Origin of the sequence: Vibrio sinus (assembly GCF_023634645.1) — a bacterium.
Lineage (GTDB): Bacteria > Pseudomonadota > Gammaproteobacteria > Enterobacterales > Vibrionaceae > Vibrio > Vibrio sinus.
Map to the genome: position 1 here is coordinate 246,094 of NZ_JAMKMR010000004.1, position 26,692 is coordinate 272,785.

General features: G+C 44.3%; 18 protein-coding genes and 1 other annotated feature. Of the genes, 8 read left to right on the forward strand and 10 right to left on the reverse strand.

Translation table 11 applies throughout. The features are described from left to right. Both rbfA and truB read left to right on the forward strand, forming a co-directional pair. Window positions 1–426: a 30S ribosome-binding factor RbfA gene (gene rbfA / locus M9194_RS06615; protein WP_250611828.1), complete on the forward strand. Its 426-nt coding sequence runs from the start codon at window positions 1–3 to the stop codon at window positions 424–426. Beyond that, window positions 426–1,361, forward strand: a complete 936-nt coding sequence (gene truB / locus M9194_RS06620) for a tRNA pseudouridine(55) synthase TruB (RefSeq protein WP_250611829.1) — start codon at window positions 426–428, stop codon at window positions 1,359–1,361. Before rbfA ends, truB begins: the two co-directional genes overlap by 1 nt. A gap of 60 nt (window positions 1,362–1,421) precedes the next feature. Here the strand turns inward: truB and M9194_RS06625 are convergent, their stop codons facing one another. From M9194_RS06625 to gltB, 8 genes are all read right to left on the reverse strand, one after another. Beyond that, window positions 1,422–1,886, reverse strand: coding sequence for a DUF1499 domain-containing protein (locus M9194_RS06625; protein ID WP_250611830.1), 465 nt, complete (start codon window positions 1,884–1,886; stop codon window positions 1,422–1,424). A gap of 117 nt (window positions 1,887–2,003) precedes the next feature. Then, window positions 2,004–2,936, reverse strand: a complete 933-nt coding sequence (locus tag M9194_RS06630) for a hypothetical protein (protein ID WP_250611831.1) — start codon at window positions 2,934–2,936, stop codon at window positions 2,004–2,006. 56 nt (window positions 2,937–2,992) lie between these two features. Beyond that, a complete protein-coding gene (locus M9194_RS06635; RefSeq protein ID WP_250611832.1) occupies window positions 2,993–3,934 on the reverse strand; it encodes a hypothetical protein in 942 nt (313 codons plus the stop codon). Window positions 3,935–3,990: 56 nt separating this feature from the next. Next, entirely contained in the window at window positions 3,991–4,932 is a 942-nt protein-coding gene (locus M9194_RS06640) for a hypothetical protein (RefSeq protein ID WP_250611833.1), read from the reverse strand. A 41-nt stretch (window positions 4,933–4,973) separates the two neighbouring features. Next, window positions 4,974–5,891 carry a hypothetical protein gene (locus M9194_RS06645; protein ID WP_250611834.1) on the reverse strand — a complete coding sequence of 306 codons (918 nt, stop codon included), beginning with the start codon at window positions 5,889–5,891 and terminating at the stop codon, window positions 4,974–4,976. A gap of 2 nt (window positions 5,892–5,893) precedes the next feature. Next, on the reverse strand, window positions 5,894–9,469 hold the full coding sequence (locus M9194_RS06650) for a T6SS effector BTH_I2691 family protein (RefSeq protein ID WP_250611835.1): 3,576 nt from the start codon (window positions 9,467–9,469) through the stop codon (window positions 5,894–5,896). Window positions 9,470–9,679: 210 nt separating this feature from the next. Next, window positions 9,680–11,092, reverse strand: coding sequence for an FAD-dependent oxidoreductase (locus M9194_RS06655; protein WP_250611836.1), 1,413 nt, complete (start codon window positions 11,090–11,092; stop codon window positions 9,680–9,682). A gap of 24 nt (window positions 11,093–11,116) precedes the next feature. Further along, the gene (gene gltB, locus M9194_RS06660) at window positions 11,117–15,580 is read right to left on the reverse strand and encodes a glutamate synthase large subunit (protein WP_250611837.1); all 4,464 of its coding nucleotides are present in this window, start codon (window positions 15,578–15,580) and stop codon (window positions 11,117–11,119) included. Between the two features lie 550 nt (window positions 15,581–16,130). On the opposite strand from gltB, the gene arcB reads away from it, so the two are divergent. Together arcB and M9194_RS06670 are read left to right on the forward strand one after the other, a co-directional pair. Further along, complete coding sequence (arcB, locus tag M9194_RS06665; RefSeq protein ID WP_250611838.1) at window positions 16,131–18,479, forward strand: aerobic respiration two-component sensor histidine kinase ArcB; 2,349 nt, start codon at window positions 16,131–16,133, stop codon at window positions 18,477–18,479. Between the two features lie 4 nt (window positions 18,480–18,483). Further along, on the forward strand, window positions 18,484–18,936 hold the full coding sequence (locus tag M9194_RS06670; protein ID WP_250611839.1) for a putative periplasmic lipoprotein: 453 nt from the start codon (window positions 18,484–18,486) through the stop codon (window positions 18,934–18,936). A gap of 109 nt (window positions 18,937–19,045) precedes the next feature. Here the strand turns inward: M9194_RS06670 and arcA are convergent, their stop codons facing one another. Further along, complete coding sequence (gene arcA / locus M9194_RS06675; RefSeq protein ID WP_250611840.1) at window positions 19,046–19,762, reverse strand: two-component system response regulator ArcA; 717 nt, start codon at window positions 19,760–19,762, stop codon at window positions 19,046–19,048. Window positions 19,763–20,375: 613 nt separating this feature from the next. Here arcA and M9194_RS06680 point away from each other — a divergent pair. Further along, window positions 20,376–20,861 (forward strand): putative 4-hydroxy-4-methyl-2-oxoglutarate aldolase, encoded by a 486-nt coding sequence (locus tag M9194_RS06680; RefSeq protein WP_250611841.1) that lies wholly within the window; start codon window positions 20,376–20,378, stop codon window positions 20,859–20,861. Window positions 20,862–20,908: 47 nt separating this feature from the next. On the opposite strand, the gene M9194_RS06685 is transcribed toward M9194_RS06680, so the two are convergent. Then, window positions 20,909–21,379 (reverse strand): hypothetical protein, encoded by a 471-nt coding sequence (locus tag M9194_RS06685; RefSeq protein WP_250611842.1) that lies wholly within the window; start codon window positions 21,377–21,379, stop codon window positions 20,909–20,911. A 398-nt stretch (window positions 21,380–21,777) separates the two neighbouring features. Continuing rightward, window positions 21,778–21,896: a sequence feature (Thr leader region), on the forward strand. A 30-nt stretch (window positions 21,897–21,926) separates the two neighbouring features. On the opposite strand from M9194_RS06685, the gene thrA reads away from it, so the two are divergent. The 3 genes from thrA to thrC are packed head-to-tail and all read left to right on the forward strand — an operon-like array spanning window position 21,927 to window position 26,658. After that, window positions 21,927–24,386 (forward strand): bifunctional aspartate kinase/homoserine dehydrogenase I, encoded by a 2,460-nt coding sequence (thrA, locus tag M9194_RS06690; RefSeq protein ID WP_250611843.1) that lies wholly within the window; start codon window positions 21,927–21,929, stop codon window positions 24,384–24,386. A gap of 2 nt (window positions 24,387–24,388) precedes the next feature. After that, window positions 24,389–25,375 carry a homoserine kinase gene (thrB, locus tag M9194_RS06695; RefSeq protein ID WP_250611844.1) on the forward strand — a complete coding sequence of 329 codons (987 nt, stop codon included), beginning with the start codon at window positions 24,389–24,391 and terminating at the stop codon, window positions 25,373–25,375. Then, window positions 25,372–26,658: a threonine synthase gene (gene thrC / locus M9194_RS06700; protein WP_250611845.1), complete on the forward strand. Its 1,287-nt coding sequence runs from the start codon at window positions 25,372–25,374 to the stop codon at window positions 26,656–26,658. Before thrB ends, thrC begins: the two co-directional genes overlap by 4 nt. Window positions 26,659–26,692 lie beyond the last annotated feature (34 nt).

Sequence of the window (26,692 nt, forward strand, 5' to 3'; positions counted from 1 at the left end):
ATGTCAAAAGAATTTAGCCGTACCCAACGGGTATCCCAACAGCTACAAAAAGAGCTAGCTATTATCCTTCAACGTGAAGTGAGAGATTCACGAATTGGAATGGTCACTATTTCAGACGTTGAAGTGTCAAGAGACTTGGCGTACGCCAAAGTATTCGTTACTTTTCTTTGTGTCGGCGAACAAACACCTAAGAGCTGTTTAAATGCATTAAAAGAGCACGAAGGCCATATTCGCATGATGCTTGGCAAACGTATTCGTTTGCGTTTGACCCCTGAAATTCGCTTCCAATATGACAGCACATTAGTGGAAGGTATGCGCATGTCTAACTTGGTGAGTGAAGTACTCAGCGAAGACAAGCGTAAGCAAAAACAGGCAGGCCGTGAAGACGAGCAATCTGGTTCTGATGAATCAGGAGAGCAAGCTTAATGGCACGTCGTCGTAAAGGTCGCCCAGTTAACGGCATTGTGTTGTTGGATAAGCCAACAGGCATTTCCTCTAATGATGCGTTGCAGAAAGTCAAACGCATCTACTTTGCAGAGAAAGCCGGTCACACTGGCGCTCTAGATCCATTGGCAACTGGCATGCTACCAATCTGTCTGGGCGAGGCGACCAAGTTCTCTCAGTTTTTGCTGGATTCAGATAAACGTTATGTTGTGGTCGCCAAGCTTGGTGAGCGAACAAACACGTCGGACTCTGATGGCGAAGTGGTAGAAACTCGCGAAGTCAATGTCAGCAAAGAGCGTTTGCTTGAGTGCATCGAAGCGTTTAAGGGTGAAACGGATCAAGTGCCATCCATGTACTCGGCACTAAAATACCAAGGTCGTCCTCTGTATGAATACGCTCGTGAAGGTATCGAAGTCCCTCGTGAAGCACGTAAGATCACCGTTTATTCAATTGAGCTGCTTCGTTTTGAAGGCGATGAAGTTGAAATGGAGATCCACTGCTCGAAAGGCACGTACATTCGAACCATCACCGATGATCTAGGTGAAATGCTAGGCTGTGGTGCACACGTAACCTATTTGCGTCGTACTGGTGTAGCAAACTACCCAGTAGACAAGATGGTGACGTTAGAGCAGCTGAACACTTTGCTTGAGCAAGCAAGAGAGCAAGAGATCGAACCACGTTTGTTGCTCGATCCCATCTTGATGCCAATGGATACTGCGGTAGAATCTTTGCCGGAAGTGAACTTAATCCCTGAGTTAACGGACATGGTTCAGCATGGTCAACCTGTGCAAGTGTTTGGTGCGCCGAGCGAAGGTTTTGTGCGTATGACCTCTGGTGAAGATCGTCAATTCATTGGTGTGGCAGAAATCGATGATGATGGCCGTATTGCACCGAAGCGATTGGTTGTGTTTAGGTAACGCAGCACCACTAGCAGTCTGAAAACCAAAGCATAACGCTTTGGTTTTTTTATATCCAAGCTACTCAGATTTGTTATCAACGTTTTCGTTGGGGACTATCAGCTCTTTCTCGAGTAATATGTTGCGTAATGCCTCTGCCCGGCTACGGTTGACACCAAAATCAGAATAACCCACTCGTGATTCTGAACGAACCAGCAGTTTTTCTCCTTTAATCTCCAGTTCAAGATCGTCGGTGAATCGCAAAATTTTTGTAGTACAAGTGATGTGTAAGTAGTCGCCAGATTTACTGATCACTTTCGAACGAGGTAGGGTGAGCGCCGCAGCTTCGACTTGATTGATCGTGACCCCTTTTTTAAGCACGTAGGGATCAAGATGGTGCTCTTTACGTGAATCTTGGGTAGAAACACAATTCGGCTTGTCCGCGCAAGGCAGCTCCACACGATTTTTCATATCAGCAACTCCCTGACTGCATCCAGCGACGAGAGCCGCCAACAAAGTTAGTATTAGGTATCGGGTTTTCAGCATGTTAGCGCAACTATCTACTTAAAGGTTGTTTTAACCATATCATTCGAGTTACGTAGATAAAGTGAACGGCATCAAATGTATTTTGGAAACCGAACACCTAGGTTATTAGAGCCTAATCTAAATATTACCAAACAGCTCCTCGGTTTCTTTGTTTACTTGCTCTTGTGATTTCCCCGATGGAGGTGGATCGTTAAATCGAGTTAGAGCTTCATCGCGGTGGAAGGTTTCACTTGCCATCGGCAGTTCATAAAAACATTCAGGTGCTTGGTTAAAGTCAAAGATTAACTTGATATCATCGACGTCTTCGTAAGGGATATTTAAGCCTGTAAGTATTTGTTTTATTGCAGTGAATTGTTGTTTGCTCTTATAGAACAAACAGCTGTCTTCTTTGGTGTGAACACGAAAAACAGATTCAGGTTGCTCGAGTGATTCTTCGCAAACATCGTATTTTGAGTACAGGCAAAACACCTTTCTTTTTTTATGATGCCGAACACACAGGAATTGTTCAGAAGGAATAATATGCTCATCAACATAGATTTCTCTTTTCTTAGTGCTGATAAATGCTAGCAGTAGAAAGCCACCTGAGCCGACTAAAACCATGGGGCCAGCGATAATAATGGCGAGTAGGCACCCAATGCAGCCAAAATAAGCCATGATTTGCACAAATCTAGGTCCCCATAAGGGTTCGTCTAAACGTTTTTTATAGATGATGCCAGAGGAAGACAAGGTGTAGTCATATCGGTCATCGATGCCGTAACTTAGGTAGGCAGCCCACCCGCCAATAATTAAAGGAACAATGAGGAAATAGATATCAGGGTTAGAAATATACCAAACTGGCCTGCTGCTACCAAATGTCATTATTCCACCAAATATAATGGCAGTGACTAGTATAGGTATAACCCAGAAAATAGCGCGAAAGAAACGATAATTATGCTCTACATTTTTGCACATCCAACGAGTAACATCTGGAGTGTATTCAACGGATTTTACACGCTGTTGTTGGTATTCCTGAAACTTTTCAGGGGTAATATAAAAGGGTAAATAGGCCACGCTTAACTCCTTGCGCAAATGATGACAGGTTCTTGTTGGGGCTCATTTTTCCTCGATTACAGGTTCCCATATAACCTTTCATATCTTTGATTGACCTCTTCTTGTGTCTCTCCTTTCGGGCGGTCTGACTCTGAGCGGCTGATAATGTCTTCGGAGCAATATTGCTCTGAGAACATCAATAAATCAATAACTTGTTGCGGCCATTGTTCGAAGACAAAAATATGAGAAGAATCATTCACTGCTTCTATTCTAATACCTAACTTTTGGCTCAGTATGCTTGTGATTTTTTCATATTCTTCATTGGTTTTATAAAACAGAAAAAAATCACCACGATTTTGCGTTCGATTAATTTTATGAGCTGTAGTGGCTCGAGGAGAGTACTCACAGTTTTCTTTTGTGGCATATAAGCAAATAACCTTGCGCTTTTTATACTCTCTAGCGTAAACAAATTGGTCTGAAGGAATTATCCACTCTTCTACGTGGATTTCCCTTTTTTTAGTACTGGCAAAAGCAAGCAGAAGAAAACCACCTGAGCCGACTAAAATCAATGGGCCAGCGATAACTACAGCGAATAAACACCCAATGCAGCCAAAATAAGCCATGATTTGTACAAATCTAGGCCCCCATAAGGGTTCGTCTAAACGTTTTTGATAGATGAGGCCAGCGGAAGACAAGGTGTAGTCATATCGGTCGTCAATGCCGTAGCTTAGGTAGCCTGCCCACCCGCCAATAATTAATGGAACAATGAGTAAGTAAATATCTGGGTTAGAAATATACCAAACTGGCCCGCTGCTACCAAATGTCATTATTCCGCCAATTATAATGGTAGTGACTAGTACAGGTATAACCCAGAAAATAGCGCGAAAGAAGCGATAATTATGTTCTACATTTTTGCACATCCAACTAGTAACACCTGGAGTGTATTCAATGGATTTTACAAGCTGTTGTTGGTATTCCTGAAACTTTTCAGGGGTAATATAAAAGGGCAAATAGGCCACGCTTAACTCCTTGCGCGAATGATGACGGGCTCTTCTTGGGGCTCATTTTTCCTCGATTACAGGTTCCCATATAACCTTTCATATCTTTGATTGACCTCTTCTTGTGTCTCTCCTTTCGGGCGGTCTGACTCTGAGCGGCTGATAATGTCTTCGGAGCAATATTGCTCTGAGAACATCAATAAATCAATAACTTGTTGCGGCCATTGTTCGAAGACAAAAATATGAGAAGAATCATTCACTGCTTCTATTCTAATACCTAACTTTTGGCTCAGTATGCTTGTGATTTTTTCATATTCTTCATTGGTTTTATAAAACAGAAAAAAATCACCACGATTTTGCGTTCGATTAATTTTATGAGCTGTAGTGGCTCGAGGAGAGTACTCACAGTTTTCTTTTGTGGCATATAAGCAAATAACCTTGCGCTTTTTATACTCTCTAGCGTAAACAAATTGGTCTGAAGGAATTATCCACTCTTCTACGTGGATTTCCCTTTTTTTAGTACTGGCAAAAGCAAGCAGAAGAAAACCACCTGAGCCGACTAAAATCAATGGGCCAGCGATAACTACAGCGAATAAACACCCAATGCAGCCAAAATAAGCCATGATTTGTACAAATCTAGGCCCCCATAAGGGTTCGTCTAAACGTTTTTGATAGATGAGGCCAGCGGAAGACAAGGTGTAGTCATATCGGTCGTCAATACCGTAGCTTAGGTAGCCCGCCCACCCGCCAATAATTAATGGAACAATGAGTAAGTAAATATCAGGGTTAGAAATATACCAAACTGGCCTGTTGCTACCAAATGTCATTATTCCGCCAATTATAATGGTAGTGACTAGTACAGGTATAACCCAGAAAATAGCGCGAAAGAAGCGATAATTATGTTCTACATTTTTGCACATCCAACGAGTAACATCTGGAGTGTATTCTATGGATTTTACACGCTGTTGTTGGTATTCCTGAAACTTTTCAGGGGTAATATAAAAGGGCAAATAGGCCACGCTTAACTCCTTGCGCAAATAATGACAGGTTCTCCTTTTATTCAGATTTTACTAAACAGCTCCTCGGCTTCTTTGTTTGCTTGCTCTTGTGACTTTCCTGCTGGAGGTGGATCGTTAAATCGAGTTAGAGCTTCATCGCGGTGGAAGGTTTCACTTGCCATCGGCAGTTCATAAAAACATTTTGGTGCTTGGTTAAAGTCAAAGATTAACTTGATATCATCGACGTCTTCGTAAGGGATGTTTAAGCCTCTAAGTATTTGATTTATTGCAGTGAATTGTTGTTTGTTCTTATAGAACAAACAACTGTCTTCTTTGGTATGAACACGAAAAACAGATTTAGGTTGCTCTAGTGATTCTTCGCAAACATCGTATTTTGAGTACAGGCAAAACACCTTTCTTTTTTTATGATGCCGAACAAACAGGAATTGCTCTGAAGGAATGATATGTTCATCAACATGGATTTCTCTTTTCTTAGTGCTGGCAAAAGCAAGCAGAAGAAAGCCACCTGAGCCGACTAAAACCATGGGGCCAGCGATAATAACGGCGAGTAGACACCCAATGCAGCCAAAATAAGCCATGATTTGCACAAATCTAGGTCCCCATAAGGGTTCGTCTAAACGTTTTTGATAGACGAGGCCAGCAGAAGATAAGGTGTAGTCATATCGGTCGTCAATGCCATAGCTTAGGTAGCCTGCCCACCCGCCAATGGCAAGTGGAACGATAATATAAGGTGCCAAAGACCAAAATGGTTCACGTGATATTTGGCTTATGCCCAAAAAGTATGCACCAGCTAGTAATGTCGGGAGTAACCAAAAAATAGCACGAAAGAAACGATAATTGTGTTCTACATTTTTGCACATCCAACAAGTGACATCTGGAGAATATTCAATGGAATTTACACGCTGTTGTTGGTGTTCCTGAAACTTTTCAGGCGTAATATAAAAAGGTAAATAGGCCACGCTTAACTCCTTGCGCAAATGATGACAGGTTCTCCTTGAATATTCGCCCGACATTTCTCTATTTTTTCTGGGTCGGAGAGGGCAGTGTATTCTGATTTTTTGGAAATGACATGTTGTAAGAAGTAGCTGAACTGAATATTGTCATTTTGTGGGCCATTATTTGGAGCGATACCTGATAAATAGTCCAACTTTACTGATAAAATACTTTGTGTATCGTCTATCGGTAAGGTTATGCGATAGCTAAGTATCTTGTCAGTGGTAGGCTTATTAATCTTGCCATTTCTATCTGCATAATTTGTCAGCCACCCGCCTTCTTCTATCGACTTCTCGTTTTTAACTAGATTGGTGGAAATTTGTATCCCTCGGAGAGCATATCTTTCCGGGATATGGAAAGTGACTTCAAGCTCTACAAGTTCTTTGCGTGTGTAATGATAGTAGGGTTCGATAAGTTCTATTGGCTTTTGCGTGATGCTTGGCTGAAAAATGATTTTTTCTAACCTTTGTAAAGCTTTTTCCGCAGTATCTTGATTTTGGATATCGGATAGCTCCACATTGGCGTTAGACCACCTGAGATGTTTCTTGCTGTAGCCCCAAGGTGAATAGAATAGCCATTTTTGATATTCATCTTTTTTTATGGCTTGTAATATAAAACCAATAAAAAGCAGGGCTACTGTAGTAAAGAAAAATGCGCCTGTAATGAATGCGCCAGTCATAAATGAAATGGTAAATATACCAAAGGTGCTTCCAATCGTTTGAATACCAAACGCTACGAAATTTAATGCTATCGCGCCAAGTTTAGCTTTAATTAGCATTTTTTCTACACCTTCGGTTTTGTCAATAGTATCCAAGGTACGGAAGCCTTCAATTCCACTTGCAACTAGCCCAAAAGTTGCTGTAATAGCTAGCCATTTACTAAAGTATTTGGCTTGTGATAGCTCGAGTTCGCTTGTTCCCTGAAGCCGTTTCCTACTCATAAGTTGGTTTAATGTTCGAAGAGAGCTTTTTCTTAATACCTGATTCCCTTTAATCGGCGTCCAAGCCTTAGACGTCCGTATCCCTGACCATGCTGCCGCAGTATAAAACGTCACTTGTCCTATATTTTGCCATTCGTCTTTGGTGGCCAATCCTGTTTTATCTAGGGTTATCAATGCATCAGCCAAAGCAATAGAGTTTAATATTGCGGCAAAAAAACCTAAGCCGCCAATGGTGGAAATGCGCTGCTTGATTGCGTCAGTTTGGCCCTTGATAAAGTCCTTAAGGTTGTTTTTTATCGTATTAGCAATGGATTGAGTTTCAACGAGCATAGCAGGAGGGCTGTTGACTGCCACGGCAAACTCATGTTGAAGGTTGATAATTTTCTTGGTGGCATTTCGGTAGGCTTTTCGAGATACAGTACCTTTATGTCGGTTGAGATTATACCGTTCAATAACATTCTTTGACTGGGTGATTTCTTTCTCCAAGTTCTTGAGCTGAAGATACCAGTCTTGCATTTGGTTTTTAAACGTTTGAGCGACAGAAAACTGAGTATTGAGTGCCATTTTCTCTGCGCTTGCTATCATCCACATTAGCTGATGCGAGTTAAAGGTTTTTGGTAATGCTGACAGAAGCAAAGCGGAAGATTGGGCGATGGCACTGACACCCATATTTGTTACTCCCTTACTCAGAGCTTCAGCATAAGCGAGCATTAGTTTATTGAGGTGGCCAAACCCACTGGCAATGTCTTTAAGTATCTTGGTTTCTTGGACATCTGGAGCGGTGATGAAATTGTTCATTGACGTGTAAATACCCGTGGCTTGCGACCAGTCTGATGCGAGAGAGGTGAAGGTTTTCCACGCGGTCTTATCTTTTTCTTTGGGTTTTAAGATAGCCTGAGTGTCTGGGTAAAATTTCTTTTGTATTAAGGCATCATAGAGTGAGTGACTGAAGCCAACCGTATATAAAGCAATAAACGAATTGGGGTGTATAAATTTCGCTTTTAGCCAAGCTTGATCTTTTTCATCGACAAGTAGAGTCAATGCCTCGGCCAGTTGAGTGTGGAATGATTGCAGAAGACTCTGGGTATCGACACTCCACAAGTCAAATAAGGCTTCACAGCGAAAGCCATTGAGGTAGTCGCAATAGCGGTGCAGATCTTGTTTGCTGGCTTGGATTTCAGGTAAATAGCCATCTCGCTGGTCGACGATGTCTTGCATATCAGATAATAGCTTTTGCCAATCAATTTGTTGTCGATAGCGGTCAGTCGCCATCCAATCTTGAAATCGACCAAACGTGTCAGGGTTGACCTGATATTTCTTTTGAATGGCATCGGCTAATTGGGGTTGCTCGGTATAACTATCTGAGCGAATGACATGCTGATCGGAATTGATTACCGACATTGGCATATATTGGCTTTTGGCTATCTCAGCTTCTAGTCCTCTTTGGTTTTGATAGTACTTTGCCATGTCCGCATAAAACTCAATCTCCTGATGATTTTTTTTGACCGAGTAGGGAAAGCGGATTTCGTCACTGGCTCCAAACATACAAAGGGTCATGACGGTTTGCATCAGTGCCCATTGGCTAGCGTATTGCTCTTCGACAAATTTGTAACTCGACGCATAATAAGTATGCCTTGCTGCAATATCCTGACCGTCAGCGATTGGGTCATTAATAGCAACGATAAGGGCAACTTCGTCTTGAGGTAGGCTGGACTTTAAGCTGTCTTCACTCACAATGGGTTTTATTTCAATATCATCGCAATCTATATCCTCTCTATCGTTGGCTTGAGTCATCACACAACTGAGAGAAAAACGTTCATCTTCCACTTCAGAAGGTTCAATATCCGCAACTTGGCTTAATTGACTGATCGGACCCACATGTTCTGTCGGCTGCTCATCAGTCAAGATAATGGTTTGCATATGTTGCAAATGCACCTTGATGTTGCTCAGTACTTCTAAATATTTAATCCATGTCCAACGATGTGTGGAGAACACAAGTGATAACACGCTGCCTTTTGGGTAGCTGATATAGGTTTTGCTCGGTTGTTCTTCACCTCGGCCTTCACTATCTGGGTTTTCGTTTGGGGTGGGTTTAAAGTAGCTAAACTGGCTCCCTTTCAGCTGGTACTCATCCAAAGTTTGGGTCGTTTTGTTGTAGATATAAATCCATCCATCACGAAGCTGGCGCAACGTATAGTGACAAGACTCAAGGCGGCTAGCTAACAGCCCTTGGCCTTGCCAGTCACTTGGTAGACCAAAAGGTTGTTGTAAGGGGATTGAATTAGGATCATCCATTTGGTCGATGGCGTAACGTACGGGAATAAAGTGGGCATCCGCTGGCTCGGGCTTTGTGGCTGGTGTTAAGTCTAACGGAGCGGGAGAAACGGGTTCCGTTACTTGAGGTGCTTTTTCCGTGTGGCCTTGCCAATACATGCTGTGTTTTGGTGGCAGGCCATCGACATCATCGGCTGAGGCAAAGTTGCTGTTAACAAACTGGGCCAGTGTCCCATCCTTATCAAAGGCTTGACTTGCTTGGTCATGGCTGTAGCTGCTATGTTGCCAGTGAATCGAATCTTTTGGCGGAAAAGGGTATGACTTACTCACGTGCTAATGCTCATTTATTGGTGACAACCAATAGCATTAGGCAGGAATAATGCCAATGATAAGGTGTTATTTATCATTGGCTTTTATTGATAAAAGAGTTGTTTTTGTGAGTTTTTGGGCGGCTTCGCTAACTTTTGAGAAATTCTGCTAATTTGTTGCGATAAAAAGGACCCAATCTTATGATAGGGCCCTTGATCGTTTTGTTGGCAGCTAGATCTCTAAGTAATCCAGGATGCCTTCAGCGGCTTTTCTTCCCTCATCAATAGCTGTGACGACCAAATCAGAGCCGCGCACCGCATCGCCACCAGCAAATATTTTCTTGTTGCTGGTTTGATACATGAACTCTTGCTCATTTGGTGCTTTGATGCGCCCCCATTGGTCGAGTTCAACATCAAAAGGTGCTAACCAATCCATCTGGTGCGGCTGGAAGCCAAACGCCATAATGACGGCATCGGCGGAGAGGACATGTTCACTGCCTTCTACAGGTTGCGGTCTGCGACGTCCCGCTTCATCCGGCTCACCTAGGGCGGTCTTGACCACTTTGACCCCAGTTACTTTGCCTGATGAATTCACTTCAATGCCGAGAGGTTGGAGGTTGAACATAAAGTTCACTCCTTCTTCTTTGGCATTTTTTACCTCGCGGCGTGAACCTGGCATATTGCTTTCATCACGGCGATAAGCACAGATGACATTACTCGCGCCCTGTCTTACCGAAGTGCGTACACAATCCATGGCGGTATCACCACCACCGAGTACCACAACTTTTTGGCCAGCCATGTCGATGAACGGTTGATCAGTGGTTAACTCCATGACTTTATAAGTGTTGGAAATCAAAAATGGCAGCGCGTCGTAAACGCCTTGTGCCTCTTCATTTTCAAGGCCTGCACGCATGTTTTTATATGTGCCGACCCCGAGAAACACTGCGTCGTAGTTATCGACTAGCTCAGAAAAAGAGACATCTTTGCCCACTTCAACATTGAGTTTGAATTCGACCCCCATTTCGCTGAAGATCTTGCGTCGGTTCTCCATTACCCCTTTTTCTAACTTAAATGAGGGGATACCAAAAGTCAGCAGGCCGCCAATTTCAGGATAGCGATCGTACACGACTGCTTTAACGCCGTTACGAACTAAAATATCTGCCGCAGCAAGCCCGGCGGGGCCCGCGCCAACAATCGCAACCTTTTTGTCCGTCCACTCCACATTGGACATATCGGGTTTCCAGCCAAGTTTAAAGGCTTCGTCGGTAATGTATTTTTCGATATTACCTATGGTGACTGCGCCAAACTCATCGTTGAGTGTGCAAGAGCCTTCGCACAGCCTATCTTGTGGGCATACTCGGCCACACACTTCTGGCAAGCTGTTGGTTTGATGTGACAGCTCTGCTGCTTCAATTACACGGCCTTCATTGGCTAATTTAAGCCATTGTGGGATGTAGTTGTGCACTGGGCATTTCCACTCACAATAAGGGTTGCCGCAGTCTAAGCAGCGATCAGCTTGCGCTGTCGCTTGCTGCTTGGTGAAGGGCTCGTAGATTTCTACAAACTCGATTTTGCGCTTTTTAAGCGGTTTTTTTGCCGGATCTACGCGGTTAACGTCGATAAATTGGTAAACATTCTGGCTCATTGTAATTCGGGCTCCTTCCAATTCTTATTGTGCTTGAACGCGCAGTTCAGCGGCGCTACGGCTTTGATGACCGAGTAAGGTATTGAGGTCAGCAGCTTTGGGTTTGACGAGGAAGAATTTTGGAATCCACTCGTCAAAGTTAGCCAGAATATTTTCTGCGTGAACTGAGCCTGTCAGCTCAAGGTGCTCCGCAATGAGTCCACGAAGATGTTCTTGGTGAATGTTGAGCGATGAAAGCGATAGGGCTTCAACCGATTCGTTGTTGACGCGGCCCTGGAAGTCGTCGTTAGCGTCTAAGATATAAGCAAAGCCGCCAGTCATACCTGCGCCAAAGTTGACCCCGGTTGCGCCTAAAATAGCCACGATGCCTCCAGTCATGTATTCACACGCATTATCCCCTGCGCCTTCAACCACTGAAATACACCCTGAATTTCGAACGCCAAATCGCTCACCAGCGGTGCCTGCGGCAAACAGTTTTCCGCCTGTTGCGCCATACAAGCAGGTATTGCCAATAATGGTGGCTTCATTGCAATTAAACGCTGTGCCTAGGTGTGGTTTGATGACAATTTTGCCACCGGCCATGCCTTTGCCGACGTAGTCGTTTGCATCGCCAGTTAAGTGCAGCTCCACCCCGCCTGCATTCCAGACACCAAATGATTGACCAGCAGTACCTTGAAGCTGAAGCTTGATTGGTGATGCTGCCATCCCTTGGTTGCCATATCGCTTGGCAATTTCACCCGATAAACGAGCGCCGATAGAACGGTCGGTATTGAGCACATCATAAAACAAGGTCGTCGCCTGTTTTTTCTCGATAGCCTCTTTGGCATCGTCAACAATCGTTTGGTTGAGCTCCGCTTTATCAAACGGTGTATTGGGCTTAGTCCAGTACATAGGGTGGTTATCGGGTGAGATTGGCATTTCCAGAATATGGGATAAATCCAATTTACTTTGTTTTGCCGTTTTGCCTTCTACTATGCTGAGCAGATCGGTGCGGCCGATAAGGTCTGTGAGTTTTTCCACGCCCAGCTCGGAGAGATACTGACGCACTTCTTCGGCCAAGCCTGTGAAGTAATTGACCACCATTTCGGGCAAGCCTTTGAAATACTCTTTACGGAGTTTTTCATCTTGAGTCGCCACACCTGTCGCGCAGTTATTCAGGTGGCAAATTCGTAAGAACTTACAGCCTAAAGCGACCATAGGCGCTGTACCAAAGCCAAAGCTTTCTGCGCCTAAAATGGCGGCTTTTACCACGTCGAGTCCGGTTTTTAAACCGCCATCGACTTGCAGTCGGATCTTGTGACGCAGGCCATTGGCAACCAGTGCTTGTTGAGTTTCTGCAAGACCTAGTTCCCACGGACTACCAGCATATTTGACCGAAGTAAGAGGGCTAGCCGCGGTTCCACCATCGTAGCCTGAAATAGTAATCAGATCGGCGTAGGCTTTCGCAACCCCTGTTGCGATAGTGCCGACACCTGGCTCAGAGACAAGCTTTACCGAGACCAGAGCATTGGGGTTCACTTGTTTTAAATCGAAAATAAGCTGGGCCAAATCTTCGATGGAATAGATGTCGTGATGCGGTGGCGGGGAAATTAACGTTACGCCTTGCACAGAATAGCGAAGTTTTGCAATCTCAGCGGTAACCTTGTGTCCAGGCAGCTGACCACCCTCGCCAGGTTTTGCGCCTTGAGCTACCTTGATCTGTAGGACGTCAGCATTGGTTAGATAATGCGGCGTGACGCCAAATCGACCTGATGCAATTTGTTTGATGCGAGAGTTGCGGTTGGTACCAAAGCGGCGTTTATCTTCTCCGCCTTCCCCTGAGTTGGAGTAACCACCGAGTTTATTCATCGCGATGGCTAAGGCTTCGTGCGCCTCAGGGCTAAGTGCGCCAATTGACATGGCTGCGGTGTCAAATCGTTTGAATAACTCGGAGCTTGGTTCGACTTTTTTCAACGGAGTTGGTTTTGAGGATTTTTCTATAGACATCAAATCTCGAAGCGTCGTCGCGGGTCTAGCGTTTACCTCGTTGGCGAAACTGGCGTAGTCAGTATGTTCACCCGACTTGACGGCTTTTTGTAAGCTGCTGACGACATCTGGGTTATAGGCGTGATATTCACCATCGTGAACATATTTGAGCAATCCGCCATGATCAATTGGCTTACGCTTGGCCCAGGCTTTTCGAGAAAGGTTATAAAGATCTTGCTGGAAGTCGTCAAAGTTCGCGCCTTGAATACGAGTCGCGACACCTTTAAAACATAAGTCGACAATATCTTGATGTAAGCCCACTGCTTCAAATAGTTGAGAGCAGCGATAAGAGGCAACAGTAGAAATACCCATTTTTGACATGATCTTGTACAGGCCTTTATTGATGCCGTACTGATAGTTTTGCATCACGTCTCGATAGCTCTTGTTGAGGGCGTTGTCATCGACCAACTTACCTAATGTTTCATAGGCAAGGTATGGATAGACCGCGGTGGCACCAAAGCCAAGTAATACGGCAAATTGGTGCGGATCACGGACACTTGCGGTTTCAACAATGATATTGGCATCACAGCGTAAGTTAGCGTCAATTAGTCGCGTTTGCACCGCGCCGACAGCCATCGCGGCTGGAATGGGCAGTTTGCCCTTGCTCAGTGCTCTATCGGATAGAACGACAAGGACTGTGCCTTCTCGTACTACTTGCTCAGCTTCGCTACATAGGGCTTCAATCGCCTGTTTTAGCGTAGTTGTCGCAGGGTCATAATTGATGTCGATGATGGTATTACGATAATGTTCGTCACTCAGCTCGAGTAATTGTTGCATGTCCGAATAAAGGAGTACTGGAGAATCGAAAGTGACTCGGTTGGCGTGGCCATCGGTTTCACAAAAGACATTCATCTCTTGTCCGATTGAACTTGCCAACGACATGACATGCTTTTCACGCAACGGGTCGATTGGTGGGTTGGTTACTTGGGCAAACTTCTGGCGGAAGTAGTCGGTCACTAAGCGCTCTTTTGAAGACAATACGGCCATTGGGGTATCGTCACCCATGGAGCCGACGGCTTCTTGGCCCATGTCACCTAATATACGCAGTACCTGATCGATCTCTTCGTTCGACATGGCAAATTGCTTTTGATAGGTCTTAAGCAAATCGCCATCAAAGCTGCGCTCGCCCACCAAATCATCCGCCAATTCAGAAAAAGGCGTGAGCTTATGGACGTTGTTTTCCATCCAAGTTTTATATGGGTGGCGCTCTTTGAGATCGTTATCTATTTCGCTAGATTGCCACAGTTTACCTTCTTGGGTATCGATGACCAATAATTCACCTGGGCCCACCCGACCTTTTTCAGCGACCTCATCAGGTGCATAGTCCCAAATACCCACTTCTGAGGCTAGGGTAATCAATTTGTCTTTGGTGACGACATAGCGAGCCGGACGAAGTCCGTTTCTATCCAAGTTACATGCGGCATAACGACCGTCGGAAAGCACAATACCTGCTGGGCCATCCCACGGTTCCATGTGTTTTGAGTTGAAGTCATAAAACGCACGTAAGTCAGGGTCCATATCCGGATGGTTTTGCCATGCAGGTGGCACTAACATTCTCATCGCGCGGAAAATATCCATACCGCCAGCTAAGAATAGGTCGAGCATATTATCTAAGCTTGAGGAGTCAGAGCCTGTCTCGTTTACAAAAGGTGCGGCGGTTTGTAAGTCTGGCAGTAGCGGTGAGGCGAATTTATAGGCTCTTGCGCGAGCCCACTGCCTATTGCCTTCGATGGTATTGATCTCACCATTGTGTGCGAGATAGCGGAAGGGTTGTGCCAGTGGCCAGCGGGGTTGGGTGTTGGTGGAAAAGCGTTGGTGGAAAAGGCAGATGGATGATTCCATTCGGAGGTCGGCTAAATCAAGATAAAAGCGCGGTAAATCCGCTGGCATACATAAGCCTTTATAGACGATGACCTGAGTGGATAAGCTGCATATATAGAAATCATCGTCGTCGGTAATCTGCTTTTCGATTCTTCGTCGCGCGATGTATAAACGCCTTTCAATGTCTCGCTCCAGCCAGCCTGCGGGGGCAGAGACAAACACCTGTTGAATGTTAGGCAGTGAATCTTGAGCAATCGGGCCTAAGACTTCTGAATTGGTTGGGACGGCTCTCCAACCTGCAACGCTTAAGGTTTCTTTTGCTAATTCGGCGTTGATAATGTCTTGTGCCTTTTGGGCCTTAGAAGTATCTCTACTTAAAAACACCATTCCAACTGCGTATTGTTTGCTTAGGTTAAACCCTTCATTTTCGGCGACAAGACGCATGTAGGAATCTGGTTTTTGCAGCAAAAGGCCGCAACCGTCACCTGTTTTCCCGTCAGCGGCAATACCGCCTCTATGGGTCATACGGTCAAGTGCTGAAATTGCGGTACGAACAAGCTTATGACTTGGTTCGCCTTCCATATGGGCAATCAAACCGAATCCACAATTGTCTTTCTCAAGAAGAGGATCGTAAAGCGCCATTGCAATTCTCCCTGTAATTTTCTGTCTACCAGACAGTAAACGGATAGTTATAATAATTGTATAAATCGATTAAGTATTCGATTCTTATGACTAAAAATCTGATGTTGCGATAAGTTCAAATTTAAACCGAAATTACAAGCTAATGGTTATTGTGAAAAAGGTCAAGTTATTGAGAAAAAATGGCTGAATAGAGAAACTTATCATGTTAGTGCAATCTTCTTTATAAATAACAATAAGTTGTGATTTTATCTGAACTTTGATTGTAACGGTTTTGTTAATAATATTGTGCCTCTTTTATGCACGATACGCTGACTGACAAAATTTGAGGGCATTACTATTAAATGAATAAATTATTTCTTGCTAACTAATCTGCTTCTACTAGCGAGTTCCGCTTACTTTACTGCGACTCATAGATAAACCTGCTTTAAATTAAGGTAGTGGTCCACTCAACACGCCCTGAGTTTCTTATAGGTAAACTTCCTCATCAAACGGTTACTCCCATCAAGCAAACCATGTAAACTAGCGCTAACGAAGGATGGTGAGACGCTACATGAAACTGATCAAAAACCTGGCACAGTATTATGTTGATTTATTGGTAAAACTTGGCATTTTGCGCTTTTCAATTCTTTTAGCGCTCGCTTTGGTGGCCTTAGCGGTCGTGGTACAAGTAGGCATCACCATGGCTCTAACAGGACATGTGGCCAACATCGATATCGTCCGTTCCGTCTTTTTTGGTATTTTGATTACCCCATGGGCGGTGTATTTTCTTTCTGTTGTCGTGGATCAGCTTGAAGAGTCGCGTCAGCGGTTGTCAAAATTGGTGTCGAAACTCAAGGACATGAGAGTGCGAGATCACGAGCTCAACCTTGAGTTACAAGAAAACATAGAAAAGCTAAACCAAGAGATCCAAGAAAGAACGAAAGCAGAAGAAGCACGTAAAATGGCTATCCTCGATCTTGAGAACGAAGTGTATGAACGTGAACGCACTCAAGTTGAACTGGCCGAGAGGACCGCACTGCTGCGCTCGTTTATCGATGCCTCGCCTGATCTTATCTATTACCGTAAAGCCAATGGTGTATTTTCTGGCTGTAACAAGGCAATGGAAACGCTAACGGGTAAGTCCGAACGTCAGCTGGTGGGGTTGACGCCATGGGATGTGTATAGCAAAGAAGTGGCGCAACAAGTTGTTGCCACTGATCAGGAAGTGTTTACTAGTAATCAATCGCTTACCTATGAGCAATGGCTTGAGTATCCTGATGGACGTAAACACTACTTCGAGCTACGCAAAGTCCCCTTTTATAGCAAAGATGGCCACCACTTAGGTTTGGTCGGCTTTGGTCGTGATATTACTGAGCGTAAGCGCCATGAAGAATCTCTCGAGCGGGCGAGCCGTGAAAAAACCACCTTTATTTCTACCATCAGTCACGAACTGCGTACGCCGCTCAATGGTATCGTTGGTTTGAGCAGAATGCTGTTGGATTCGAATTTATCACAAGAGCAGCGCAGTCATATGCAAACCATTAATGTCAGTGCCATTACTCTAGGCAATATTTTTAACGACATTATCGATATGGATAAATTTGACAGGAGAAAGCTTGAATTATTTCCTGTACCGATTAGATTTGACGACTTCGTTAACGAGCTTGAATCGATCTCAGCCTTAATGGCGCAGCAAAAAGGATTAAGGTTTAGCTTAGAAAGACTGACTGATTTTCCCAAAGCCATTGAGGTGGATGCCACCCGGTTAAGGCAAGTGCTTTGGAATTTGATCAGCAACGCCATGAAGTTTACCAAAGAAGGGGGCGTTATCGTCTCGGTGAGCGCCGATATGGAAGCAGAGGACGCATCCATTGTATTTCAGGTCGAAGACAGTGGAATTGGCATCCCAAATTCTGAGCTAGATAAGATTTTCGCCATGTATTATCAGGTAAAATCCGACAAAGATAACTTACATGCGGTGGGGACGGGGATCGGTCTGGCTGTGTCGGCTCAACTTATCAAGATGATGGGCGGCGACATTGATGTCATGAGTGAAGAAGGTTTCGGCAGTACGTTTACTGTGTCTATCCCAGTTCCCCTTGCAGACGAGCAAGCTTTGCTGCCCAAAACAAGTGTTTCGACACGCAGCTTAAACATTTTTATGGTAGAAGATATTGAGCTTAACGTGACAGTGGCTTGTTCTCTACTAGAGAGCCTAGGACATACGGTGACGGTGGCTTTGACGGGTAAAGAGGCTCTCGAAACCTTTGAGCCAGAGCGGTTTGACTTGGTACTTCTCGATATTCAATTACCAGATATGACAGGGTTTGATATTGCCAATTACTATCGCGATACCTACGAGAATCTACCACCATTGGTTGCACTGACGGCGAACTCGATCAGCAACATGAAAGATTACTTGGATAAAGGCATGGATGATGCGATCAGCAAGCCTCTTTCCGTAGACGCAGTTCAAGAAGTCATTGCGAAATTTGAAAGCGAATATGAAGAAATGGTTGCGATGAAAACACCAAATAATAAAGTGGTGCCCGAGTCTGACAATAAAGAGATTTATGTGCATTTACTCGATTTAGATATGCTTGAGTCATACGTTGATATTGTCGGAGTTAATCCGATGAAAGATAGCGTTGAAATGTTCGAGAAGTTGATGCCTGGTTATGTCGAAATATTGTCCTCGAACCTGACAGCAAAAGACCAAAAAGGCATCGTTTCTGAAGCACATAAGATTAAAGGGGCGGCGGGCTCTGTCGGGCTAAAGCACATTCAGCAGATTGCCAAAAAAGCGCAGACACCTGACACCCCAGCTTGGTCAGAAAATATTGCTGATTGGGTAGAAGAAATCAAAAACGAATATCAACATGATGTTCAAGTATTAAAAGAGTGGCTATCACACAGGTAATATTATGAAAAAAATTCTTTTTACGTCACTAGTATTGGTGCTTCTGGCTGGGTGTAGCAGTGCCCCACAAGGCATTTGGTATCAAGACAACCACGCTCAAGTATCTGGCGACAAGATCGTGATGAAGAGCAACTTGTGGATCACCAATGTTCCAGCGTCCGTAGAAGGCCAGGATCAAACGCTACATGGAAACTTGTATCTAGAATCGAAGAAACCTTTGCCGCCAAATCTTGCCGTGGTCGAAGTATCGATTAAACAAGGCAAAGATGTATGGGTGTTTAATGGCGATGAGCTGGAAGTGCAAACCAACTACGAAAACCAGTGGGAAGTCGGCTTTCACTGGCAAAAAGCCCCTGTTAACTTAGCGAAATCTGTTGATGTAGCGTTGCAGGTTAAAAATGGCAAGCGCTCGGAATGGCTTGTTGAGCATGATGTGCAGGTTAACTCGGTTGAGTGAGCGATATAGATTTGCGGCTTCTCTTTAAACAAGAAGGTGCAAACAAAAAAGTACAAACAAAAAGGTCGAGGATAAACCCCGACCTTTTTCTGTTTTGAGCAAGAGAAGGTTATTCTTCTAAATCACCACAAAAACGATAGCCTTCACCGTGAATGGTCGCGATGATCTCTGGTGTTCCTGTTACTGACTCGAAATGCTTACGAATACGACGAATCGTTACATCAACAGTACGATCGTGCGGTTTCAGCTCACGGCCCGTCATTTTCTTTAATAGATCGGCACGAGTTTGAATGCGTCCTGGGTTTTCACAGAAATGAAGAAGTGCTCTAAATTCGGAACGAGGAAGTTTATAACCATCACCATTTGGGCTGACCAAAGAGCGGCTATTGATATCTAGCACCCAACCATTAAATTGGTATTTGTCGACACTGCGTTTTTCTTCTTGAGCGATACTGGTGTTCATTGAACGACCAAGTAAGTTTCGCGCACGGATGGTCAGCTCTCTTGGGTTGAATGGCTTAGTGATGTAGTCATCTGCACCAATTTCAAGACCAAGGATCTTATCGACTTCATTATCACGACCGGTTAAGAACATCAGTGCAACATTTGCTTGCTCACGTAATTCGCGCGCAAGAAGAAGACCATTTTTGCCTGGTAGGTTAATATCCATAATGACCAGATTAATCTGGTTGTTGGATAACACATGGTGCATCTCTTCACCGTCACTGGCCTCAAAAACAGCATATCCCTCTGCTTCAAAAATACTCTTCAGAGTGTTACGAGTTACTTGCTCATCTTCAACGATGAGGATCTGCGGGCTTTGCATTGGCTATACCTAAACTTGTGAAAAAATTGTGCTAACAGAATAAATATTAGGCAAAAAAGATAACATACGGGTAATGTGATGTTGATAATAAACCAAAGTTTGATAAAAAACACTAACTTTGGATGCCCGCCCTCCTTGGATTTACATTCGAATGGCGCTGATATTTCCGTGCTCCATTCATTAAGCCTGCTAGTCGGTAGAGGGAATTTTATATTCTTAACAGCTTGCTAACAACGTTATAATGTTAATTCTCAACATTTTGTTGATTTATATCAATAGCTGAAACCTATTGAATACGAATAAAATAATGTTACAAAATGTGCAACCTTTTTTGAACATCTCTTTTCAAGGCGAAAAACTCAAACCCTTTAGAATGCAATGTAAGTTTGCTGTAGTGGGAGGGGGCTGTATAGCGAAATATGCTAGTTTGGAAGCTGTATCGGAGTTGATCTAGCCATGATTATATAGAATGGCATCATCGTCTATACCACTTAGGTCTAACTTGTCTATCAGCGACTAGGGTTCTGCGAGCGGCGAGCCCCTAGCATTGGTCACGAGCCAACTTATGTAAATTGAATCAATGACAGTATGTAGAGCAATTCTTGGAGGAAAAATGAAAGATTTAACACCAGATATTTGCGATCAGTACGAAGATAAAGTGACATTATTAGATCTAGATTTTGCCCACTATGGGAAAAAAAGCGCATTTTGTGGAGAAATCGTTACCGTTCGTTGCTACCACGATAATTCAAAAGTTCGTGAAGTTTTGCAAGAAAGCGGGAATGGCAAAGTCTTGTTTGTTGATGGAAATGGCTCTTGTCAGAAGGCGTTGCTTGGCGATCAAGTTGCTGAGCTGGCAGTGAAAAATGGCTGGGAAGGGGTGATAATCTATGGAGCCATACGTGATGCAGCAACCATCTCTGAAATGGACATTGCAGTCAAAGCGCTAGGCACTTGTCCATTAAAAACAGAGAAAAAAAATGTAGGTGAAATCAATGTGTCTTTAACCGTCAACAATCAAATGATTCAGCCTGGTGATTATCTGTATGCAGATTGGAATGGTGTCGTGATGTCTAAAGATAAGTTAGAGATTAGATGAGAGGAATATAAGTTTGTTCACCGGTCAAGGTGAACAAACTTAACTGACTAAAAACGAAATCCTATACCTACTTCAATACCTTGACGCCACTCTTGATAATCGAGTGTGGCGTGGACATCTAAGTTGTCGGTGATCTTCATTCGGCTGGATACTTCTGCTGCCATCGAGGTCGCATTATCTTGATAAACAGTTTCCGTGTATGAGCGTAATGTGCTTTTTACGGAAATATTTTCTGTTAGTTGATAACTCAAACCACTTAATAATCCATCGATCATTTTCGGATCATTGTTGTCTTCGGTTCGGTCGATACGAGCACCGATATAAAGATCTACCTTGTTGAAAATATTATAGGAATAGCCACTATCAATTTTGTAAGACTCTGTGCTTTGCGTATTGTTTTCGCTAGATACGAACAACTTATGCGGAGAGGTTTTTTTTTCGGAAGGAAAGTTAGGTAAGTCCTCTGCTTGTAACGGAAAACAAAATGCAAGCGGCAACCAATACATGACTGTTTTCATCCACCGCTCCTTAGTTTTTATATTAGTTATTATCCATTTTTATAGCTGCAACTTCGTTCCAAATCGGTTGTCAGCTCAGTGACGTCAGCACTGCTTTTTTGCGTCACTTGGGTATAAGTAAAGCACAGTTTTTCACCAACTGTGGTCACATCTATATAGTATTTGGTTATTAGTCCATCCAGTTTATTTTAACTTGTTGCATATAAAGGAGGGCTGCCTTACTTATCTCAAACAGTTACGTTTGTTGCACAGGAAATTGTGCACTTTCTCGATGTCTGAAAGACAAGATAATCGGAAATAATTGAATTTTTTGATTGACTGCCAAGGCGAATTTAAGGTAAACGTAATGGGTACGCACACAAAGAAGTAATCGAATAACTATTTTATGCACTCTGCCAAGCAACTAGTAATGACCACAACCATTATTATTACCGACACCATCAATGTTGGGGCAGGCTGCTGAGCGAAAGAAATTTTAAAAAAGGCCTGTATCCCAAAAGATACAGGCCTTTTTTTATGCCATTTTTTAAGACTTGTGGAGGATGAGATGCGAGTATTGAAGTTTGGTGGCTCGTCATTAGCGGACGCTGATCGATTTTTAAGAGCTGCAGACATAATTGTTAACAATGCCCAACAAGGAGAGGTCGCCGTTGTTCTCTCTGCACCGGGAAAAACCACGAATAAACTCGTATCTGTCATAGATGGAGCACTTCGAAATGGAGAAGCGGAATTACAAATTGCCGAGCTTGAGTCTTCATTTCAATCCCTTTTTCATGACATTAAGCAGCGATTACCTGAGCTAGACGGCACGGGTTATTTCAATCAGGTCAAAATGTCGCTGTCTCAGTTGCGTCAATTTGTCCATGGCATCAATCTACTCGGGATGTGCCCTGACAACGTTAACGCTCGTATTATCAGTAAAGGTGAGCGCGTCTCTATTCAGTTGATGAAGTCGGTACTTGAGGCGAAAGGTCAACAAGCAAGCCTGATTGACCCGGTTAAATACTTGATTGCCGATGGTGAGCCGTTAGAAGCCATGGTCGATGTGGATGCGTCAACGGAAAACTTTAAACAAAAGCCGCTCACTTCTGGATGTGTGCATATTATGCCCGGGTTTACCGCTGGCAGCCGTCAAGGTGAGTTAGTCACGTTGGGGCGCAATGGTTCGGATTATTCTGCGGCTGTATTGGCTTCATGTTTGAGAGCGGAGTGCTGCGAAATATGGACCGATGTAGATGGCGTTTACAATTGCGACCCTAGGTTGGTTGATGATGCGAGGCTGCTTAAGTCTCTTAGTTACCAAGAAGCGATGGAGCTGTCTTATTTTGGCGCGTCAGTGCTGCACCCAAAAACCATCTCTCCCATTGCACAGTTCCACATTCCTTGCTTAATCAAAAACAGCTTTAATCCGCAAGGAGAGGGCACATTAATTGGCCAAGATACTGGCGAAGATAAGTTGCCGATTAAAGGCATTACCACCCTAGGCAACCTTACTATGGTGAATGTGTCCGGCCCCGGTATGAAAGGTATGGTTGGCATGGCTAGCCGAGTCTTCGGTGCTATGTCGTCAGCGGGCATTTCCATTGTGCTTATTACACAATCCTCTTCTGAATACAGTATTAGCTTTTGCATAGAATCTGCAGATAAATCTCGAGCCGAGCAAGTCTTAGCAGAAGCTTTTGACCTTGAATTAAAAAATGCCTTGTTAGAACCCGTCGAGTTTATGCAGAACTTGTCCATCATCACTTTAGTCGGTGATGGCATGAGGACGTCGAAAGGCGTGGCATCAAGGTTCTTCTCATCACTGGCTGAAGTGAATGTGAACATTGTTGCTATTGCCCAAGGTTCGTCAGAGCGAGCTATCTCGGCGGTCGTCCCTGAAGATAAGATTTCTGAAGCAGTGAAAGCGTGTCATGAGAATTTATTTAATGCAAACCACCACTTAGACATTTTTGTTGTTGGTGTTGGCGGTGTGGGCGGAGAGCTTGTAGACCAAATTCAGCGCCAGCAAAATAAGCTGGCAGAAAGAGGGATTGTGATCCGAGTGTGCGGTTTGGCCAATTCGAAAGGCTTGTTACTCGATAGCAATGGCTTGCCTCTAGAGCACTGGCGCGATCGAATGACTGGTGCGACAGAAGGGTTCAGTTTGGCCAGGTTGATCGCACTGGTGCAACGTAATCACATTATCAATCCTGTCCTTGTGGATTGCACGTCTAGTGAAGCCATCTCCAATCAATACGATGAATTTTTGTCCGCGGGTTTCCATGTTGTGACGCCAAACAAAAAAGCCAACACGGCCAGCATGGCGTATTATCACCAACTGCGTAATGCCGCGAGTTTATCCCGCCGTAAGTTCTTGTATGAAACCACAGTCGGTGCCGGGCTTCCTGTGATTGAAAATTTGCAGAACCTGATTTCTGCCGGTGATGAGCTCGAGAAATTTAATGGCATTTTGTCAGGCTCACTTTCCTATATTTTCGGTAAGCTTGATGAAGGCATGACCTTAAGCCAAGCAACCAATATCGCAAAAGAAAATGGCTTTACCGAGCCTGATCCTAGGGACGACCTCTCCGGAATGGATGTGGCGAGAAAACTACTGATCCTAGCAAGAGAAACGGGGTTGTCGATAGAGCTTGATGAGGTTGAAGTCGAGCCAGCACTGCCACCAGGTTTCGATTCAAGCGGAACCATTGAAGAGTTTTTGCAGCGTTTGCCGCAAGCGGATAAATACTTTACTGAGCTGTTGGAAAAAGCAGCCAAAGACGGCAAGGTGCTTAGGTATATTGGTGAAATCCTAAACGGCAAGTGTAAGGTGAGCTTAGCCGCTGTGGATCAAGATGATCCCATGTTCAAGATAAAAGATGGCGAGAATGCACTTGCTTTCTATAGCCGTTACTATCAGCCTATACCTTTAGTGCTGCGTGGTTATGGCGCAGGCACAGAAGTGACGGCGGCTGGTGTGTTTGCCGATGTCATGCGTACACTTGGATGGAAACTAGGAGTATAACAATGCCTGGAAGTTTAACAGCGCAAGTTAGCCATGACGTGGTTGTCTATGCGCCGGCCTCAATTGGTAACGTCAGCGTTGGCTTTGACGTTTTGGGGGCGGCCGTCTCTCCTATAGATGGCTCCTTGCTAGGCGACAGAGTAGCGGTGACGGCTGGCTCTGAGCCCTTCTCTTTATCTACCTCGGGCTCTTTTGTCGATAAGCTGCCTGAAGATGCCAAGGATAATATTGTTTTTGATTGCTGGGCTGCTTTCTCTCGGGAATTGGATAAGAAAGGCTTGGAATGCCAACCCGTTCATCTCACACTCGAAAAGAACATGCCGATTGGCTCAGGGCTAGGCTCTAGCGCTTGCTCTATTGTTGCGGCGCTGGATGCGCTTAATCAGTTCCATGGTGAACCACTGAGTCAAGATGAACTGCTGGTGGTCATGGGAGAAATGGAAGGCAAAATTTCAGGTAGTGTCCACTACGATAATGTCGCGCCATGCTATTTAGGCGGTGTTCAACTGATGGTTGAAGAATTGGGCATGATCAGTCAGGAAGTCCCCAGTTTTGAAAACTGGTATTGGGTGATGGCCTACCCAGGTATCACGGTATCCACCTCTGAAGCCCGAGAGATATTACCATGCCAATATCGTCGCCAAGATGTGATTAATCATGGCCGCCATTTAGCGGGCTTTATCCACGCTTGCCACAGTGGGCAACCAGAACTGGCAGCGAAAATGATAAAAGATGTCATCGCCGAACCATACCGTGAAAAGTTATTGCCAGGTTTTGCGCAAGCACGTGCTTTTGCGGAATCTGCAGGGGCTTTAGCGACCGGAATTTCAGGCAGTGGCCCAACACTATTTAGTATTTGCCAAGAAAAAGAAGTCGCACAGCGTGTAGCGACTTGGCTTGAAACTCATTACGTACAAAATAAAGATGGCTTTGTTCACGTTTGCAGATTGGACAAACAAGGCTCAACAATCACAGGAAGCAAACTATGAAGCTATACAATATTAAAGACAATCAAGAGCGCGTCTCCTTCGCTCAAGCTGTACGTCAGGGGCTAGGCCGCAAGCAAGGTTTGTTCTTTCCTGAAACATTGCCAGAGTTTGATAATATTGAGCAGCTTCTCTCCGAAAGCTTTGTCGCTCGCAGCTCGAAAATTTTATCCGCTCTCGTTGGCGATGAGCTTAGTCCAGAGCAAGTTAATTCTATGGTCGAAGCGGCATTCCAATTTCCCGCCCCCATTAAGCAAGTGAAAGAGGATGTTCATGCATTAGAGCTATTCCATGGTCCAACCCTAGCGTTTAAAGATTTTGGTGGACGCTTTATGGCTCAATCACTGGCGGCAGTATCGGACGGTGGAAGAATTACGATTTTAACTGCAACATCAGGTGATACAGGCGCAGCGGTAGCCCACGCTTTTTATGATATGGACAATATTGATGTGGTGATCTTATACCCGAAAGGCAAAATTAGCCCACTACAAGAAAAACTGTTCTGTACCCTAGGTAAAAACATTCATACGGTGGCGGTCAATGGTGACTTTGATGCTTGCCAAGCGCTTGTAAAACAGGCCTTTGATGATGAAGCGCTACGTCAGGAAATTGGCCTCAATTCGGCCAATTCAATCAATATTAGCCGCTTAATGGCGCAAATCTGTTATTACTTCGAAGCATTTTCCCAACTACCTGAATCAAAAAGAGATCAGGTTGTGGTGTCAGTGCCAAGTGGCAATTTTGGCAATTTAACTGCTGGTCTGCTTGCCAAAGCCATGGGACTACCCATAAAACGATTTATCGCTGCTACCAATGTGAATGATACGGTGCCAAGATATCTTGATACGGGTGAGTGGAGCCCGAAGCCAACGATTGCCACGACATCGAATGCGATGGATGTTAGTCAGCCAAATAATTGGCCTCGTATTGAAGAGCTGGTAAAGACAAAAGGCTGGGCGCTTGAGATGCTAGCAAAAGGTGCAGTGACGGATGAGCAAAGTGCGCAAACTGTCAAAGAGCTAGACGATCTTGGCTATCTATGTGAGCCACATGGAGCGATTGCTTATCGAGTGCTCGATGACCAGCTAGAGGATGGGGAGACTGGATTGTTCTTATGTACAGCGCACCCAGCCAAGTTTAAAGAAGTCGTTGACGAGATTCTTCAATCGGATATTGAGTTGCCTGCTCCGTTGGCAAAACATGCTTCAATGCCACTTCTTTCATCAGAAATGGAGAATGATTTCTCTAGTCTGAAATTGTTGCTCAGAAAAGTCGCTAGTCAGTAAGTGACGTTACGTTAGGGAAACGCTCAAAGCCCAA